This is a genomic window from Cellulosimicrobium cellulans, assembly GCF_016907755.1.
Lineage (GTDB): Bacteria > Actinomycetota > Actinomycetes > Actinomycetales > Cellulomonadaceae > Cellulosimicrobium > Cellulosimicrobium cellulans_D.
In genome coordinates, this window is sequence record NZ_JAFBCN010000001.1 from 3,579,362 (window position 1) to 3,596,908 (window position 17,547).

14 protein-coding genes are annotated in these 17,547 nt (G+C 75.3%); 4 read left to right on the plus strand and 10 right to left on the minus strand.

The window, feature by feature from the left end:
- Nucleotides 1-64 precede the first annotated feature (64 nt).
- From JOE63_RS15685 to JOE63_RS15705, 5 genes are read right to left on the minus strand one after another with little or no spacing between them, the layout of a single operon-like run.
- Entirely contained in the window at nt 65-1,048 is a 984-nt protein-coding gene (locus tag JOE63_RS15685) for an NAD-dependent epimerase/dehydratase family protein (protein ID WP_204542514.1), read from the minus strand.
- Complete coding sequence (locus JOE63_RS15690; RefSeq protein ID WP_204542515.1) at nt 1,045-2,823, minus strand: class I adenylate-forming enzyme family protein; 1,779 nt, start codon at nt 2,821-2,823, stop codon at nt 1,045-1,047. The genes JOE63_RS15685 and JOE63_RS15690 overlap by 4 nt, the downstream gene beginning before the upstream one ends.
- A complete protein-coding gene (locus JOE63_RS15695) occupies nt 2,820-4,118 on the minus strand; it encodes a cytochrome P450 (RefSeq protein ID WP_204542517.1) in 1,299 nt (432 codons plus the stop codon). The genes JOE63_RS15690 and JOE63_RS15695 overlap by 4 nt, the downstream gene beginning before the upstream one ends.
- Entirely contained in the window at nt 4,115-4,906 is a 792-nt protein-coding gene (locus JOE63_RS15700; protein ID WP_204542519.1) for a glycosyltransferase family 2 protein, read from the minus strand. Before JOE63_RS15700 ends, JOE63_RS15695 begins: the two co-directional genes overlap by 4 nt.
- Complete coding sequence (locus JOE63_RS15705) at nt 4,903-5,994, minus strand: 3-oxoacyl-ACP synthase III family protein (protein ID WP_244286212.1); 1,092 nt, start codon at nt 5,992-5,994, stop codon at nt 4,903-4,905. Before JOE63_RS15705 ends, JOE63_RS15700 begins: the two co-directional genes overlap by 4 nt.
- A 128-nt stretch (nt 5,995-6,122) precedes the next feature.
- Here JOE63_RS15705 and JOE63_RS15710 point away from each other — a divergent pair, with 128 nt between their 5' ends.
- Nucleotides 6,123-7,442 (plus strand): cytochrome P450, encoded by a 1,320-nt coding sequence (locus JOE63_RS15710; RefSeq protein WP_244286213.1) that lies wholly within the window; start codon nt 6,123-6,125, stop codon nt 7,440-7,442.
- 37 nt (nt 7,443-7,479) lie between these two features.
- On the opposite strand, the gene JOE63_RS15715 is transcribed toward JOE63_RS15710, so the two are convergent.
- From JOE63_RS15715 to ilvD (JOE63_RS15725), 3 genes are all read right to left on the minus strand, one after another.
- A complete protein-coding gene (locus tag JOE63_RS15715; protein WP_157759428.1) occupies nt 7,480-8,280 on the minus strand; it encodes a hypothetical protein in 801 nt (266 codons plus the stop codon).
- 86 nt (nt 8,281-8,366) lie between these two features.
- Nucleotides 8,367-9,041, minus strand: a complete 675-nt coding sequence (locus JOE63_RS15720; RefSeq protein WP_087469428.1) for a 4a-hydroxytetrahydrobiopterin dehydratase — start codon at nt 9,039-9,041, stop codon at nt 8,367-8,369.
- 82 nt (nt 9,042-9,123) lie between these two features.
- Nucleotides 9,124-10,842, minus strand: coding sequence for a dihydroxy-acid dehydratase (gene ilvD / locus JOE63_RS15725; protein ID WP_204542521.1), 1,719 nt, complete (start codon nt 10,840-10,842; stop codon nt 9,124-9,126).
- 91 nt (nt 10,843-10,933) lie between these two features.
- Between ilvD (JOE63_RS15725) and JOE63_RS15730 the strand changes: the two genes are divergently transcribed.
- Nucleotides 10,934-11,500 (plus strand): hypothetical protein, encoded by a 567-nt coding sequence (locus JOE63_RS15730; RefSeq protein WP_204542523.1) that lies wholly within the window; start codon nt 10,934-10,936, stop codon nt 11,498-11,500.
- A gap of 76 nt (nt 11,501-11,576) precedes the next feature.
- On the opposite strand, the gene ilvD (JOE63_RS15735) is transcribed toward JOE63_RS15730, so the two are convergent.
- On the minus strand, nt 11,577-13,442 hold the full coding sequence (gene ilvD / locus JOE63_RS15735) for a dihydroxy-acid dehydratase (RefSeq protein ID WP_204542525.1): 1,866 nt from the start codon (nt 13,440-13,442) through the stop codon (nt 11,577-11,579).
- Between the two features lie 321 nt (nt 13,443-13,763).
- Here ilvD (JOE63_RS15735) and JOE63_RS15740 point away from each other — a divergent pair, with 321 nt between their 5' ends.
- Nucleotides 13,764-14,366: a DoxX family protein gene (locus tag JOE63_RS15740; RefSeq protein ID WP_204542527.1), complete on the plus strand. Its 603-nt coding sequence runs from the start codon at nt 13,764-13,766 to the stop codon at nt 14,364-14,366.
- A 90-nt stretch (nt 14,367-14,456) separates the two neighbouring features.
- Here the strand turns inward: JOE63_RS15740 and JOE63_RS15745 are convergent, their stop codons facing one another.
- Nucleotides 14,457-16,037: a peptide MFS transporter gene (locus tag JOE63_RS15745; protein ID WP_204542529.1), complete on the minus strand. Its 1,581-nt coding sequence runs from the start codon at nt 16,035-16,037 to the stop codon at nt 14,457-14,459.
- Between the two features lie 52 nt (nt 16,038-16,089).
- Here JOE63_RS15745 and JOE63_RS15750 point away from each other — a divergent pair, with 52 nt between their 5' ends.
- On the plus strand, nt 16,090-17,514 hold the full coding sequence (locus JOE63_RS15750; protein WP_204542530.1) for a cryptochrome/photolyase family protein: 1,425 nt from the start codon (nt 16,090-16,092) through the stop codon (nt 17,512-17,514).
- Nucleotides 17,515-17,547 lie beyond the last annotated feature (33 nt).

The window sequence follows — 17,547 nt, forward strand, 5'->3', positions numbered from 1 at the left end:
CGGCGAGCGCTGCGTCAGCGCGCGACGGCTGCGTCCGCGGACGCAGCGCTCGCGCGGGAGCGCATCACTCGGCGCGGTCGAGCCAGGCGAACGAGGTCGGCGCCGGGTCGACGCCCAGCACGTCGCGCAGGACCGTGAGGTCGTAGGTGCGCTCCATCGCGAGGTGGCTCAGTGCGTACCGCGTGAGGCGCGGTGGCTCGGGGCGTCGCAGCCGCCGTGCGACCGTCTCGACCGCGCCCGCCAGCGCCCACGCCGGGCGCACCGGGACGGCGACGACCCGGACGTCGGTGCCGCGGCGGCGCAGCGCGTCGGTGAGCGCGTCGCGCAGCACGACCGGCTCGGCGTCGGCGACGTTCGCGACGAGCAGCACCCGGGTCGGCCCTTCTCCGCGGCGGGACGCACGGGCGACGTCGTCGGGCAGCGCGACGGCGGCGCGCACCGCGGCGAGCAGCGTGTCGACGTGCGTCAACGACTGGAGCACGCGCCCCCCGCCGGGCAGGACGAGGCGCCCCCGGCGCACGGCGGCCTCGACCCGCGGGAGCAGCGTCGTGTCCCCGGGGCCGTAGACGGCGTGCGGGCGCAGCACGACGACCGCGCCCCGGTCGGGGTGGTGCGCGACGTCGCGGGCGAGCGCGCGCTCGGCCTCCGCCTTGGTGGTCCCGTAGGCGTCGAGGTACCGGGCGACGGGCGCCTCCTGCTCGCGTGCGCGGATGCTCGGGCGGAACGGGTCGTACACGCTCCCCGACGAGACGTGCACGAACCGCGCACCAGGGAACGCGTCGCGCACCGCGAGCGTCCCGCCGACGTTGGTCGCGCGCGCGACGTCGAGCGCGCACCAGTCGGACACGGCGGCGCCCGCGTGCACGACGGCGTCCGCCGCGGGCGGGTCCGCGAGCGGACCGGCGGTGAGGTCCCACGCGAGGTGCCGGGCGCCCGCGACGCCCGGGTCGCGGCGGGAGGACGTCCAGACGTCGTGGCCGTCGGCGACCAGCCCGCGCGCGACCGCTCCCCCGACGAACCCCGACGCCCCGGTGACGACGACCCTCACGCGACGGCACCGCGCGCGTCGCGACCGGCAGCGGCCGGCTCGACGGGCACGAACGGCGCGGCGGCGCGCGAGAGCGCCGCCCGGTCCGGCTTGCGCGAGCGCCCGGCGAGCGGGACGCGGTCGGCGTGCAGCACGACGTCGGGGAGCGCGTCGTGGTCGAGCACGCCCGGCAGCGCGGCCCGCACCAGCCCGACGAGCGGGTGGTCGGGGTCGAGGTCGACGTCGCCGTCGGGCCGCGCACCGCGGGTCGGCGCGCCGTCGGTCACCGGACCCGCCGAGGTGCCCGCCGACGTGACCACGAGCGCGACGCGCTCGTCCCCGTCCACCTGGGGCACGCCGACGAGGAGCGCGTCGCCGACGCCGTCGAGCGCCGCGACGCGCGGCTCGAACAGGCCCGGGTAGATGTTGGTCGTCCCGCGGATGATCATGTCCCGCGTGCGGCCGACGAGCACGATCCTGCCCGCGTCGTCGAGCCGCGCGAGGTCGCCGGTGCGGTGCTCCGCGACCCGCGCTCCCCTGCCGCGCGCCGGGGCGTCGAGGTCGTGCAGGTAGCCCGCCATGAGCGACGGGCCGGACAGCACGAGCTCGCCGACGACGTCCGCGCCGCCGTCGGCGGGGCCGTCCGCCGGGTCGTCCGGCCCGTCGTCCTCCACCGGGTCGAGCCGCGCGACCGTGCCGGGCAGCGGCGCGCCGACGAGGTCGCCGTCCCCCGCGTGCGCGAGCTTCTCCCGGGCCTCGACCACCGCGACGGGCAGGATCTCCGTCATGCCGTACACCGCGACCCAGCGCGTGCCGGGCAGGACGCGCGTCGCGCGCGCCAACAGGGCACGCGTCACGGGGGCTCCACCGACGAGCGCGACGCGCGGGCCGCGCGCGGGCACCGTCCCGTCCTCGACCGCGTCGAGCAGCGCCGTGACGTCCGCGGGCACGAGGTAGGTGCCCGCGGCGCCGTCGAGCTGGCGTCCGAACGTCGCGATGTCGCGGCTCGGCGGGTCGGCGGGCACGGACCACGTCGCGCCCGCGAGGAGCGCCGGGACGCCGAGCAGCATCTGGTCGGTGTGCACGACGTCGCCCGGAGCGAGCTCGAAGACCTCACGCAGCAGGTCGCACCCGGCGAGCAGCGACCCGGCCGTGTGCACGACGGCCTTGGGCTGCGCCGTCGTGCCGGACGTGAAGACGGTCAGGGCCTCACGGTCCGGGTCGAGCTCCGGCAGCGCCGCGCGGTCGACCTGGCCCTCCGCGAGACGGCGCGCCGCGCGCGAGCCGCGCGGCACCCCGGGGAGCCACGGCCCCGCGTGCACGTGCCGCAGCGGCAGGCTCGCGTAGTCCGGCAGCAGCAGGCCGCGCGAGCGGGCCAGACGGCGCAACGGCCCGCGCGACACCGCGTACAGCAGCGACTCGGTGGTCGCGAGCGACGGCCCGGCCGCGCCCACGCGCGCCGCGAACAGCTCGGGCGTCGAGCCGGGGTCGACGAACACGATCGTGCCGCCCGCGCGGACGACCCCGAACGCGAGCACGACGCCCGCCGGCCGGGGCCGCACCGAGAACAGCGCCCGGTCACCAGGCGCGAGACCGTCGGCCGCGAGCGCCGTCGCGGTCGCCTCGACGCGGCGCGCGAGGTCGGCGTACGTGACCTCCTCGCGCACGCGCGCGCCCCGACGACCGGGCCGCGTCCAGCGCCGGAGCGCGACGGCGTCCGCGGACGCGTGCCCGGGTGCGCCCCGCTCGAGGATCGGGCCCAGCAGGTGGCGGGCCGCGTCGTCGGGCGCGGTCACGCCGCCTCCCCCGCGGGCGACGCGTCTGGTCCCGTGACCGGGCGCTCGGCCCCGCCCGACGCGCCCACCCCGCCGCCGGCCGCCCGCACCACGAGCGAGCGGTACGCGGGGATGAGCACCCCGCGCGCGACGGCACGCTCGGTGACCTCGACGCTCCGCCCCGCCGCGGCGACGGGACGCAGGGCGTCCAGCACCGCGTCGACCTGGGCCAGGGCGAGCGGCATGCCGAGGCAGAAGTGCGGGCCGGCGCCGAACCACAGGTGCCGCACGGCCGGGTCGACGGGTGCGTCCGGGTCGAAGGGGCCCGCGTCCTTGCAGCAGGAGATCGTCGCGATCACGACCCGGTCCCCCGCGCGGACGCGGACGTCGCCCACGGTCGCGTCGGTCCGCACCGCGCGCAGCATCGCGGGCGTGGGGGCCGTGACGCGCAGCGCCTCCTCGACGACGCGCCCGCGCAGCGCCGCGCCCTCGGGACCGGGCGGCGCGGCCAGGAGCCGGTCGAGCCAGCCCGTGTCCGCCGTGAGCGCGACGAGGCGCGGCACGAACGACTGGATCGTCTCCGTCCCGGTGAGGACGAACGCGCCGACCGCGCCCATCGCCTCGACCTCCGAGAGTCCGAGCTCGCGCATGCGACCGGGCACGGTCGCGGGGTCGCCGTCCCGGTACGCGTCGCGCGCCGGGGCGGAGAGCCGGGCGAGGACGGCGCGCGCGTGCCGCACCTGCGCGGGCGTGAGGCTGCGCCGGTGCAGCCGCACCAGCCCGACCACGGACTGCGCTGCCGTCATCGCCTCGCGCACGGCGGCGTCGGTGGGCGGCAGCCCGGTCATGGCGCAGATGACGGTGCCCGCCATGGTCGCGGTCTCCGCGACGAGGTCGACGCGCTCGCCCGCGAGCAGGCGCGGCGCGAGCCCGGCGAGGACGTCCGGGACGCTGACCGCCACGAGATCCCGCACCGCCCGCGGGGTGAAGAGCCCGGAGAGCGCGCGGCGCAGCCGCGCATGGTCCCCGCCCTCCATGTTGAGCAGCACGGACGGCCCGAGCACGGGCGTCCAGAGGTCCGACGGCGACCCCGGGCCCACCTTGGTGAACCGCTCGGTGTCGAGCAGCACGGCCCGCGCGGTCGCGGCGTCGGACACGACCACCCCGATGCCGGGGACGCGCACCACGGGTCCGCGGTGGCGGAGCGCCCGGATCGCCGGGTAGACGAGCGGGTGCGCCCCGCGCTGGACGCGCTCCTCCCACCGCATCGCCGCGACGCGCCCGGCGGACGAGGGCGCGACCGTCGTCGCCGTCATCGGATGTCCACGACCTCGGGCCGGTAGCGGTGGTCGGCGTACCAGCCGAGCGTCCGCACGAGGCCCCAGGCGTGCGCACGACGCGCCGACGCGAGCACGACGACCTCGCGGTGCGCCCCGTACCGCCGCGTGAGCCGGCGCACCGCGTTGACGAGCGCCCGGTCCTCGTGGACGTCCTCGATCGCCGTGCGCGGGAAGCCGCCCGCGGCCTCGTAGAGCTCGGCCGTGATCGCCATGTTGCAGCCCGGCGCCATGACGTACGGGCCGAGGTAGGACGGGTCCTGGTTGCCGGGCCGGAAGCGCCCGAACGTGCTCGCGACGCTCACCGCCGCCGACAGCACCCCTTGCTGGACGCGCGAGACCGGCCGGTCGTCCGTCCGCGCCACGAGCCGGCCCGCGACGAGGTCGTGCCCGCTCGCGAACGCCGCCCGCACGCGCCGGGTCCAGTCCGGCAGCGGGAGGCAGTCGGCGTCCGTGCGGGCGAGGTGCGTCGCCCCCTGCTCGATCGCCGCGCGCATCCCCGTGTCGGCCGCGGCGCCCGTGCCCTTCTGCGGCTCGTCGACCACGCGCCAGCGCGTCATGCCCCACGCCGCGGCGGTCGCGCGGACGAGGTCGCCGGTCCCGTCCGACGACCCGTTGTCGACGACGACGAGGTCGAAGTCGGTGTCCTGCTGGTCGCGCAGCGCCTCGAGCGTCGCGACGATCCCGTGCGCCTCGTCGCGCGCGGGCACGACGACCGCGAGCCGCTGCGGGCTCGCGACGTGCCGCGTGAACCGGCGCGCGGTCACAGCCGCACCACCGTGGCGCCGATGCTGATGCCGCCGGCGAGCCCGACGAGCACGACGACGTCCCCCGGCCCGACCCGGCCGGTCTCCAGCGCCGTGGCGAGCTGCAACGGGAGCGTCGCGGAGGCGACGTTGCCGTGGTCGGCGACGGTGACGAGCGTGCGGCCCGTCGGGAGGCCGAGCGCGGCGTGCACGTCGTCGAGGTACGCGACGGCGACCTGGTGGACCGCGACGAGCGCGACGTCGTCCCACCCGAGCCCCGCGCGACCCAGCGCGTCGAGGACGACGCCCGGCCCGAGGGCGAGGAACGCGTCGCGCAGGCGCGACCCGTCGATCTCGAAGTACGTGCGCTCCAGGTCGCGCGGGTGCGCGGTGCCGCCGCCCGGGAGCATGCCGACGTCCCAGTGCGTCGACTCCGCGCCGAACGCGCTCGCGAGGATGCCGCGCGGGGCGGGCACGCCGTCTGCGTCGCGCGCCTCGGCCTCGACGGCGGTGGCGCGGCGCACGAGGACCGCCGCCCCGGCGTCGGACATCGTGTAGCCCGGCGCGGAGAGCAGGTACGTGGCGCGGTCCGGGACGTCCCAGCGGACCGCGCGCGACGGCGCCTCACCCGACGCGATGAGGACGGTCGTGTACCGGCCGGTCCCGATGAGCGCCTCTGCGACCTCGATCGCGTTGAGCACCGAGTTGCACGCGTTCTTGACGTCCATCACCGGCGCCCGGACGCCGAGCTTCGCGGCGACGATGTGGCTCGTCGCGGGCTCGACCATGTCCTGGCTCGCCGACGCGAAGAGCAGCAGGTCGACGTCGTCGGTCGCCAGCCCCTCGGTCGCGAGCAGCTTCTCCGCGGCCGCGACCGCGAGGTCGGACGCGTCCCAGTCGTCCGGGAGCACGTGGACCTGCCGCACGCCCGTGAGGCGCGAGACCATCGGCACGCGCGGCGCCGCGCCCGGGTTGCGCGCCGCGAGGGCGCGCTCCGCCTCGCGCACGTCGACCGTGCGCTCGGGCAGGTGCACCCCGACGGCGGCGAGCACCGCCGTCGGGGGCGCGAGGGGCGGGCGGGACGCCGTCCCGGCGGGGTTGTCTGGCACGCGCGACACAGTAGCCAAGCAGACCCGCTCCGACGGCGGTCGTCCACAGGATCCGATGGGGTGAAGTGCCCATCCCCAGATCGCGGCGCACGCCCCCGGGCGGGCTCCGCGTGCGCCACACTGACCCGGTGACTGCGACCACGACCGCGCCGGTGACCACCCGCGAGCGACGCCGCGCCCTGCCCACGACCTGGCGGGAGCTCCAGGTGCTCGCCGCCGCGCGGCCCGCGATGGCCGGCGTCCTGCTGGCGGGCGGGGCGCTCGCCGGAACGCGCGAGGGCGGCGGGCTGCGCAAGGTCCCGGGGCTCGGCTGGGTCACCGCCGACCCGACGGTCGGGCGCCGCGTCCTCACCGACCACCGGCACTTCACGATCGTCGGCGAGGGCGGGGTCGGGCACCTGTGGGCGCAGATCCTCGGCGACTGGGTCCTCGACCTCTTTGACGGCCCAGGCCACCACGACCTGCGCACGCGCTCGCGCGAGCTGTTCACCGAGGCGAGCGCCGCGGCGCTCGTCGACGGGGCGTGGTCCGTCGCCCTCGACGACGCGAGGCGGACCCTCGCGGCGGGCGGCACGGTCGACGTCGGCCGGCTCGCGCGCGTGCTCGTGGGGCGGATGATGATCTCCCTGCTCGGCATCCCGACGCTCGGCGGCGCGGTCGCCTCCGACGGCGCCGCCGCCGTCGTCCCCGGCGACGACGACGCGCTCGCGGCCTTCGCGACGGGCGAGCGCCTCGCGTCGATCGCGCTCGGCAGCGCCGGCTCGACCTACCTGTCGCCGGAGCAGGTCACCGCCGCGCAGGCGATCGTCGCCGAGCTGACCCGGGGCGTGCCCGACGGGTGGCGCCACGCCCCCGCCGACCGTCTGCTCGGCCGGTGCCGCGAGCTCGGCCTGGGGCTGGAGGAGACCACGGGGCTCGCGAGCCTGCTCATGGTCGCGGGCACGGAGACGTCGGCGTCCGCGATGGCCCGCACGACCGCGCTCCTCGTCGACACGGGCGAGCAGCACCGCCTGCTGCGGCTCATGGCCGACGAACGTGCGCACCCCGTCGAGCGCGCCGCGGGCGAGCCCGACGTCGTCGAGAACGCGGTGCGCGAGGGCCTGCGCGTGACCAGCCCGGCGTCGGTCATCGGGCGCGGCGTCTCCGCTGACGTCGAGGTCGCGGGGCGCACGCTGCGCGCCGGCGAGCGCGTCATGATCCTCACGTGGGCGGCGAACGTCGCCGCCGGGCCGTTCCGCGCCGACCGCCCCTACGTGCGCGAGACGCGCCAGCTCTGGTTCGGCGCGGGCCGCCACCTGTGCCTCGGGGCGGCGCTCGCACGCGCCGAGATCGCCGCGCTGCTGCACGCGTTGTGGGACGACGGCGTGCCCCTGCGGGTCGTGTCCCGCCGGGCGAAGCGGCGCGTGCTCGTGCCGGGGTACGACGAGCTCGTCGTCGCGCGCGCCTGACGCGGCAAGGCGGGGCCGCGCCACGCGGCGCCGGGCGTCAGCCCTGGGGCGTCACGCTCCACGCGCCCGCGGTCTTCACGGCCAGGACGCCGGGCAGCACGAGGTCGAACGTCTCGGCGAACGCCTCGGTGTCGCCGAACACGCGCGACGCCTCGCGCGTGACACCGAAGTACCGGCCCTGGAAGGAGTCCCCCGGCCCGGCCGGCGTCCACGACACCTCCGCGCTCGACGCGGAGCCGTCCAGCCGCAGGACGGTCGACCCCGTGCCCGACTGTGCGCCGGTGACGGGCGGGAGGTCGTTCCAGCTCTCGAACCGCACCGACCACTCCCCGGGCGTCTCGAGCCAGATCGACTGCTGCGGCGCGGAGTCCTCGAACACGTCCATGAGGTACGAGCCGGTCGCCTCGCCGAGGGTGCCCGGGTACGGGGTGACGCCCGTGGGCGCCATGAACGCTCGTGCGTCCGTGCACTCGCCGCAGTCGAGGTGCACGACGACGGCGAAGTCGCCGTCGCGCACGAACGTCACCTCCGCGCTCCCCGTACCGCTCGCGACGGCGGGCGCACCGGCGGCGACCGTGCCGGCGTCGACCGCCTGCGCGGGCGGCTCCGACGGCCGGTCCGCGAGCGGGTCGTCCGCCTCGTCGGTCGCCCCCGTCGGCGCGTCGGTCGCGCTCCTCGCGTCGTCGGGCTCCGCCGACGGGGTCGGGGTCGCGGCCGACGTCGTCGGCCGAGGACCCGGCTCGGCGCCGGTCGAGCACGCGCCGAGCACGACGACGCAGGCCGTGGCGACGAGGAGCGGGAGGACGGCGGCGGGCCTCCGACGACGAGGGGAACTCACGGGACCGGCTCGCATGGGACCAGGGTCTCAGGCGCACCCGGCACCGTCGCGCGCGTCTCACCGGGTGCCGTCGTACGGGACGACGGTCAGTCGCGCGCCTGCCACGTGCAGACGCACGCCTCGTTGCCCTCGGCGTCGGCGAGGACCCAGAAGGCCGGGGCGCGCCGGTCGGAGACGAGGTGCCCGCCCGCGGCGATGGCGGCCGTCACGCGCGCCTCGGCGACGTCGTGCGGAACGGTCACGTCCACGTGGATGCGGTTGCGCTGCTCGCGGGGCGCGTCCATCTGCTGGAACCAGAACGCGGGCGCGTGTGCCGTCGGGTCGTGAAGGTCCGGAGCAGGCAGCTCCGGGGAGCCCTCGTCGAACCCGAGGACCGCACGCCAGAACGGCTGGACCGCCGTGCCGACGAGCGTGTCGATCGCGATCTCGAGGTCCTGGACCGCCGTCGGGTCGGCGACGAGGTCGAGCTCGCGCGCCGCTGCGGAGATCTGCCGCGCGAGCGCGACGTCGCGCGTGCTGACGCCCCCGACGTCGTGCGAGGACAGCCGGACCGTCACGGTCCCGTAGCGCAGGTCCACGTCCGGGTGGTGGTTCGCCGCCTCGGCGAGCTCGCCGATCGCGTCGACCAGCCCCACCCCCGCGGTGAACGACCCGGTGCGGAACAGCGTCTGCACCGTCCCGAGGATGAACCGCCAGTCCTCGACGCCGTCGCTGTCGTGGAACTGCCGTGCGGTGATGCGGTCGTCCGCGGTCTCGGTCATGGCGGTCCTCCGGGTGGGCGTCGCTGCGTCGAGGTGCGACACCACGCTAGTGCCCGCGTCCGACGCACGCGCGGCTCGCGCCCTACTCGAGGATCGCGCCGCGTGACGCGGACTGGACGAGCTTGGCGTACTTGGCGAGCACGCCGCGCGTGAACGTCGGCGGCAGCGGCGCCCACCCGTCACGGCGTGCGGCGAGCGTGTCGGCGTCGACGAGCAGGTCGAGCGTCTTGTTCGCGACGTCGAGCCGGATCGGGTCGCCGTCGCGCACGAACGCGACGGGGCCGCCGTCGACCGCCTCGGGCGCGACGTGCCCGACACACAGCCCGGTCGTCCCGCCGGAGAAGCGGCCGTCGGTGAGCAGCAGGACGGTCTTGCCGAGGCCCGCGCCCTTGATCGCGCCCGTGATGGCGAGCATCTCGCGCATCCCCGGACCACCCTTGGGCCCCTCGTAGCGGATGACGACGACGTCCCCGTCCGTGATCGTCCCGTCCTCCAGGGCGTCGAGCGCCGCGCGCTCGCGCTCGAAGACGCGCGCCGTCCCCTCGAACACGTCCTCGTCGAACCCGGCGGACTTCACGACGGCGCCCTCCGGGGCGAGCGACCCGTGCAGGATCGTGATGCCGCCGGTGTGATGGATCGGGTTGTCGAGGGCCCGCAGGATCTTGCCGTCCGGGTCCGGCGGGTCGATGTCGGCGAGGTTCTCCGCCACGGTGCGCCCCGTGACCGTGAGCGCGTCGCCGTGCAGCAGCCCCGCGTCGAGCAGGGCCTTCATCACGACGGGCACCCCGCCGATGCGGTCGACGTCGTTCATCACGTAGCGGCCGAACGGCTTGAGGTCGCCGAGGTGCGGCACGCGGCTCGCGACCCGGTCGAAGTCGGCGAGCGTGAGGTCGACCTCGGCCTCGTGCGCGATGGCGAGCAGGTGCAGCACCGCGTTGGTCGACCCGCCGAACGCCATGACGACGGCGATCGCGTTCTCGAACGCCTCCTTGGTCATGATGTCGCGCGCGGTGATGCCGAGCCGGAGCAGGTTGACGACGGCCTCGCCCGAGCGGTGCGCGAACGCGTCGCGGCGCCGGTCCGCCGACGGCGGCGCCGCCGAGCCGGGCAGCGACATGCCCATCGCCTCGGCGACCGACGCCATCGTGTTCGCCGTGTACATGCCGCCGCACGCGCCCTCGCCGGGGCAGATGGCGCGCTCGATGCGGTCCACGTCCTCGCGGCTCATGAGCCCGCGCGCGCACGCGCCGACGGCCTCGAACGCGTCGATGAGCGTGACGTCCTTCTCCGTGCCGTCGGAGAGCTTGACCCAGCCCGGCATGATCGACCCGGCGTAGAGGAACACGCTCGCGAGGTCCAACCGCGCGGCCGCCATGAGCATCCCCGGCAGCGACTTGTCGCACCCCGCGAGCAGCACCGTCCCGTCGAGGCGTTCCGCCTGGACCACCGTCTCGACCGAGTCCGCGATGATGTCGCGGCTCACGAGCGAGAAGTGCATCCCCTCGTGGCCCATGGAGATGCCGTCGGAGACGGAGATCGTCCCGAACTGCAGCGGGTACCCGCCGCCCGCGTGCACGCCCTCCTTCGCGCCCTGCGCGAGCCGGTCGAGCGACAGGTTGCACGGCGTGATCTCGTTCCACGAGCTCGCGATGCCGATCTGCGGCTTGGCGAAGTCCTCGTCGCCCATCCCGACGGCGCGCAGCATCCCGCGCGACGCCGTCGCCTCCAGACCGTCGGTGACCTGGCGGGAACGAGGCTTGAGGTCGGGTCCGGCGTCGGTGCGCGGGGTCTGCCCAGTCATGCCCCCACTCTAGGAACGCCGTCGCCGGACGGCGCGCCGGACGTCCCGAGACACGCCGACCCGGCCAGGGACCGCACGGCATCATGGGCCCGTGCGCACACGATCCCTCGCCCCCGCTGCCCTCGTCTCCGCCCTCGCCCTGGTCGTGACCACCGCGTGCACCTCCCCGGGGCCGTCGGGCGCAGACCCGGGTGACGCGACGTCGCCGGTGTCGGCCTCGCCGTCGAGCTCCCCGACCGCGACCCCCGACGACGTCGCGACCGAGGACGAGATCGGGACCGCACCCGAGGAGCAGCCCGCGGAGGAGCGCAGCGAGACGCCCGAGGAGTCGTTCCGTGCCTGGCTCGCCGCGAGCCGGGTCCCGGACGTCGAGGTCGCCTGCGGCTACCTCGCCCCGGAGCTCGTCGAGCGGATGGTCGCCGAGATGACGTCGCAGGGGTGGCCGGGCATCACGGACTGCGCGTCGATGACCACGACGACCGCCGGGCTGTACGCGGCCGTCGGCGACGTCCCGGACGTCGAGATCGCGGTCCGCGAGGAGCGCGCCGACACGACGGTGCTGTCCGTCGTCTACGGCGGCGGCGACTGCGGCAGCGCCGTGATGGCGCCCGCGGGCACGCGGTGGGTCGTCACGGAGCAGTCCGAGGAGGAGTGCTGACACCCTCCGCGGACGCCCGCCCCTGGCACGACGACGGGCCCGCACCTCGCGGGGTGCGGGCCCGTCGTCGGCCGGATCAGCGGCTGCGCTTGATGAGCGACACGTCGCGGACGGCGCCGCGGTCGGCGGACGTCGCCATCGCGGCGTACGCCTGGAGCGCGGGCGAGACGTAGCGGTCGCGGTCGACCGGCTGCCACGGGTTCTCGCGTGCCTCCATCTTGGCGCGGCGCTCCGCGATCACCTCGTCGGGGACGTTGAGGCGGATGAGGCGCGTGTCGACGTCGATCTCGATCTCGTCGCCGTCCTCGACGAGGCCGATGACGCCGCCCGCGGCGGCCTCGGGCGAGACGTGCCCGACGGAGATGCCCGACGACCCGCCGGAGAAGCGGCCGTCGGTGATGAGCGCGGTCACCTTGCCGAGGCCGCGGCCCTTGATGAACGACGTCGGGTACAGCATCTCCTGCATGCCCGGGCCGCCCGCGGGGCCCTCGTAGCGCACGACGACGACGTGACCCGGCTCGACCTGCTTGGTGAGGATCTTCTCGACCGCCTCGTCCTGCGACTCGCAGACGAGGGCCCTGCCGACGAAGTGGAAGACGTCGGGGTCGACGCCGGCGGTCTTGAACACGGCGCCGTCCTCGGCGAGGTTGCCGCGCAGCACGGCGAGGCCGCCCTCGACGGTGTACGCGTGCTCGAGGTCGCGGATGCAGCCGTTCGCCGCGTCGGTGTCGAGCGACTCCCAGCGGTTCGACGTCGAGAACGCCTGCGTGGTGCGCACGCCCCCGGGCGCCGCGTGGAACAGCTCGACCGCCCGCTCGGTCGCCGAGCCGCCGCGGATGTCCCAGTCGTCGAGCCACTCCCGCAGCGTCGGCGTGTGGACGCTCGTGACGTCGTGGTCGAGCAGGCCCGCGCGGTCGAGCTCGCCGAGGAGGGCGGGGATGCCGCCCGCGCGGTGCACGTCCTCCATGTGGAAGTTCGGGTGGTTCGGCGCGACCTTGGACAGGCACGGCACCTGGCGGCTGATCCGCTCGATGTCGGTGAGGTCGAAGTCGACCTCTCCCTCCTGCGCGGCGGCGAGGATGTGCAGCACCGTGTTCGTCGAGCCGCCCATCGCGACGTCGAGCGCCATCGCGTTCGAGAACGCGGCCTTGGTCGCGATCGAGCGCGGAGCGACGGAGTCGTCCTCCTCCTCGTAGTACCGCTTGGCGAGGTCGACGATCGTGCGACCGGCCTCGAGGAAGAGCTCCTTGCGCGCGGCGTGCGTGGCGAGCGTCGAGCCGTTGCCCGGGAGCGACAGGCCGAGCGCCTCGGTGAGGCAGTTCATCGAGTTCGCGGTGAACATGCCCGAGCACGAGCCGCACGTGGGGCACGCGTTCTCCTCGACCTGCGCGAGCGCGGCGTCGGACACGTCGTCGTCCGCCGAGTAGTTGATCGCGTTGACGAGGTTGAGGGGGGTCTTGGCGACGCCGTCGGCGACGACCGCCTTGCCGGCCTCCATGGGACCGCCGGACACGAAGATCACCGGGATGTTGAGCCGCAGCGCGGCGTTGAGCATGCCGGGCGTGATCTTGTCGCAGTTCGAGATGCACACGAGCGCGTCGGCACAGTGCGCGTTGACCATGTACTCGACCGAGTCGGCGATGAGGTCGCGGCTCGGCAGCGAGTAGAGCATGCCGCCGTGGCCCATCGCGATGCCGTCGTCGACGGCGATCGTGTTGAACTCCTTGGACACGCCGCCGGCCTCGCGGATCGCCGACGCGACGAGGTCGCCCATGTCCTTGAGGTGGACGTGGCCGGGGACGAACTGCGTGTACGAGTTCGCGATCGCGATGATCGGCTTGCCGAAGTCCTCCGAGCCCATGCCGGTCGCGCGCCAGAGGGCGCGGGCGCCGGCCATGTTGCGGCCGTGGGTGGATGTCCGGGAGCGCAGGGGGCGGCTCATGTCGGTTAGCTCCTTCGACGGGTGGCCGCGGCCGATCCTCCGGCCGCTGGGTCACATTACGCCCGACGGCGACCGGACGAACCGGGCGTCCGTCTCGTGGTCGTCGGGCTACGTACGTGGACCCCCTCCCCACCGAGGGATGTCCACCTAAACGTTACGTAAGGGTTGAACCGCCGCGCCTACCCCTGCCACCGTAGACGGGCACGTCACGGCCGGAGACCGTCCGGCGCCGCGGTGACCCTCACGGCCGCCTCGGCCCGGCAAGGTCGAACCCGGCACCGACCCGAAGATCCGCGGATCTCTCTCCCGAGGGGGCACCTCATGTCCACGTCCACCACGCGCACGACCTCACCGCCCGGCAGCGCGGCGAAGACCGAGCCCGACGCCGTCAGCCCGACGACCGGTCCGGTCACCCAGGACGACGTCGTCACCCGCTCGTCCGCCCGGCACGCCCTCGCGCTCGCCCGGCTCGGGGGCGCGGTCGTCTTCCTCTGGCCGTTCGCCGACAAGCTCCTCGGCCTCGGGTACGCGACGCCGCGCGAGCGCGCGTGGCTCGCGGGCGCGGCGCCCGCCCAGGGCTACCTCCAGAACGGGGTACAGGGCCCGCTCGCGGGCACGTTCACCTCGATGGCCGGCCCGGTCACGGACTGGCTCTTCATGCTGGGGCTGCTCGGCGTCGGCCTCGCCCTCCTGCTCGGGATCGGGCTGCGCGTGGCCGCGGTGAGCGGTGCGCTGCTCTTCGGCATGCTCTGGCTGTCGCAGTGGCCGTTCGCGGCGGGGTCGAACAACCCGGTCGTCGACCAGCACGTCGTCGTGGTGCTGCTCCTCGTCGTCCTCGCGACGACGCTCGCGGGCGACACCTGGGGGCTGGGACGGCGCTGGGCCGCGCTGCCGCTCGTCCGCCGGGCGCCCTGGCTGCGCTGACGACGGCGCACCCGGAAGGGATCCGCGCGAGGTCGCAACGGCGCGACCTCGCGCGGTCACGGTCATGCTGCACACGGCGGCACCGGCCCGTCAGGCCCCGGCCGTGTGCGACCCCTCGAGCTCGTCGGCGTGGCGGATGTGCCGCGTGACCCACGGGGCGAGGGCGAACAGCGCGAGCGCGAACACGAGGGTCACGGCGCCGATGACGCCGAAGTACGCGGTGTCCGACGCCCCCTCGGTGACCTGGACGACCTGGGCCGTGATGGCCTGCCCCGCGGCGGGCGCGAGGAACCACAGCGCCATCGCCTGGGAGCGGAACGCCTTGGGCGCGAGCAGCGTCGTCGCCGCGAGCCCGACGGGCGAGAGGCACAGCTCGCCGAGGGTCTGGATCACGTACACGAGCACGAGCACCCACGACGGCGCCTTGCCGTCCCCGACGACCGCGGACGCGGCGGCGAGGAAGAGGAACGACACCGACGCGAGCGTGAGGCCGATCGCGAACTTGTTGGCCGTCGTCGGCCGGTCGCCGGTCTTGAGCCAGATCCACGCGAACACGGGCGCGAGGACGATGATCGACAGCGGGTTGACCGACTGGAAGAACTCGGGGCTGATGCCGACGCCGAAGAAGCTCAGGTCGGTCCGGTCCTTCGCGAAGGCGGAGAGCGTCGTGGCGGCCTGCTCGAAGATCATCCAGAAGAGCATCGCGGCGACGAACAGCGGGATGTAGGCGATGACGCGGGGCCGCTCGGCGTCGGTGACGCGCGGGGAGCGGTACATGACGACGAAGTACGCGATCGGCGCGAGGAACGCCAGGTAGGACATCGTGTCGATGAAGGTCGAGATGTCGAACCCACCGGCGACGAGCACGGCGATCAGCCCGACCAGCACGACGCCCGCGGCGACGAGCAGGAAGATGCGCGCGATCTTCGCCCGCTCCTCCGGACGGACCGGGTTGGGGACGTGCGCGCCCGCCTCGCCCAGGTAGCGCCTGCCCGCGACGAAGAACACGAGGGCGACGGCCATGCCGACCGCCGCCACGGCGAAGCCCGCGTGGTACCCGCCCCAGGCGCGCGCGGCCCCCACGAGGAACGGCGCGACGAACGACCCGAGGTTGATGCCCATGTAGAAGATGGAGAAGCCCGAGTCGCGGCGCGGGTCGTCGCGCGCGTAGAGCTCGCCGACCATCGACGACACGTTGGGCTTGAGCAGGCCCGTCCCGAGCGCGACCATCGCGATGCCCGCCATCGAGAAGCCCGCGCCGGGGACCGTGAGGCTCACGTGCCCGGCGGCGATGATGATCCCGCCGTACAGGACCGAGCGCCGGGACCCGATCACGCGGTCCGCGAGCCAGCCGCCCACGACCGAGAGCAGGTAGACGCTCGTGCCGTAGATGGAGACGAGCGCGAGCCCGGTCGTCTCGCCGATCCCCAGCCCGCCGTTCGCCACGGAGTCCGTGAGGTAGAACAGCAGGATCGCGCGCATCCCGTAGTAGCTGAACCGCTCCCACAGCTCCGTGGTGAAGAGCGTCAGCAGACCGCGCGGGTGGCCGAAGAACGCGTGGTCCCCCTCGATGGCGCCGGCGGCGGGCGCGGTCGTCCCCGGGCCGGGTGGGGCACCCGGGTCGGGCTCCACCTCGAACTCGCGTTCGCCGCCGCCACCCTGCGTCGTCATGCGTTCGATGCTCCCACCGGCGTGCACGGCGGGCGACCGTTAGCGTGACCGGGTGCCGACGATCTGGTGGTGCCGCCGCGACCTGCGCCTCGCCGACAACCCGGCCCTCCTCGCCGCGGTGGCGGCCGCTCAGGACGCGGGCGACGACGTCGTCGCGCTCTACGTCCTCGACCCGCAGCTGTGGGGCGCCGCGGGCGCACCGCGCCGCGCGTATCTCGCGCGCAGCCTCGCGGCGCTCCACGCCGCGACGGGCGGGCGCCTGGTCGTGCGGCACGGCGACCCGCGCGCCGTCGTGCCGGCGCTCGCGCGGGAGGTGGGCGCCGAGGAGGTCCACGTCGCCGCCTCGTTCGAGCCGTACGGCGTCGCCCGGGACGGGGCGGTCGCGAGGTCGCTGCCCGACGCCGGCGCGCACCTCGTGCACACCGGGTCGCCCTACGCCGTCGCGCCCGGGCGCGTCCTCACCCGCAGCGGGACGCCCTTCCAGGTCTTCACGCCGTTCCGCGAGGCGTGGGTCGCGCACGGCTGGCGCGACCCGGCGCCGCGCCCGCGCGACGTGCCGTGGGCGGACGTGCGGTCCGACGGCGTCCCGGACGACCCGGGGACCGACGCCCGGCTCCCTGGTGCGGGCGAAGCAGCCGCGCGCCGGCGGTGGCGCGCGTTCCTCGCCGACCACCTCGCGGGCTACGCGACCGAGCGCGACCGCCCGGACCGTGCCGCGACGTCGGGCATGTCGGTGCCGCTCAAGTGGGGCGAGCTCCACCCGCGGACCCTCCTCGCCGACGTGCGGAGCGCCCTGCACGACGGGCTCGCGCCGTCCGACGACGCGCTCGCCTACCGGTCCGAGCTCGCGTGGCGCGAGTTCCACGCGGACGTCCTGTTCCACCACCCGGGCGCGGCGCGGCGGTCGCTGCGCGCGGTCGTGCCCGACGACGCGTGGGCGACCGGGGCGGACGAGGACCGGTACCTCGCGGCCTGGGCGGCCGGGCGGACCGGCTACCCGCTCGTCGACGCGGGGATGCGCCAGCTCCTCGGCGAGGGGTGGATGCACAACCGCGTGCGGATGGTCGTCGCATCGTTCCTCGTCAAGGACCTGCACGTGCGGTGGCAGCGGGGCGCGGCGCACTTCCTGGCGCACCTGGCGGACGGCGACGTCTCCCAGAACCAGCTCAACTGGCAGTGGGTGGCCGGGACGGGACGGGACGCCGCGCCGTACTTCCGCATCTTCAACCCCGTCACGCAGGGCAAGACGTTCGACCCCGACGGCGCCTACGTACGGCGCTGGGTGCCGGAGCTGCGCGGCGTCGAGGGCCGGGCGGTCCACGAGCCGTGGAAGCTGCCGGAGCAACCGGCCGGCTACCCCGAGCGGATCGTGGACCACGCCGTCGAGCGCAGGGTCTCGCTCGACGACTTCGAGCGCGCACGACGGACCCGACTTTTTATCAACCACAGGGTTGACGACGACCGGGCGGAGGCGTAGCGTCATCATCAACCGAACAGTTGACTAGTGGCG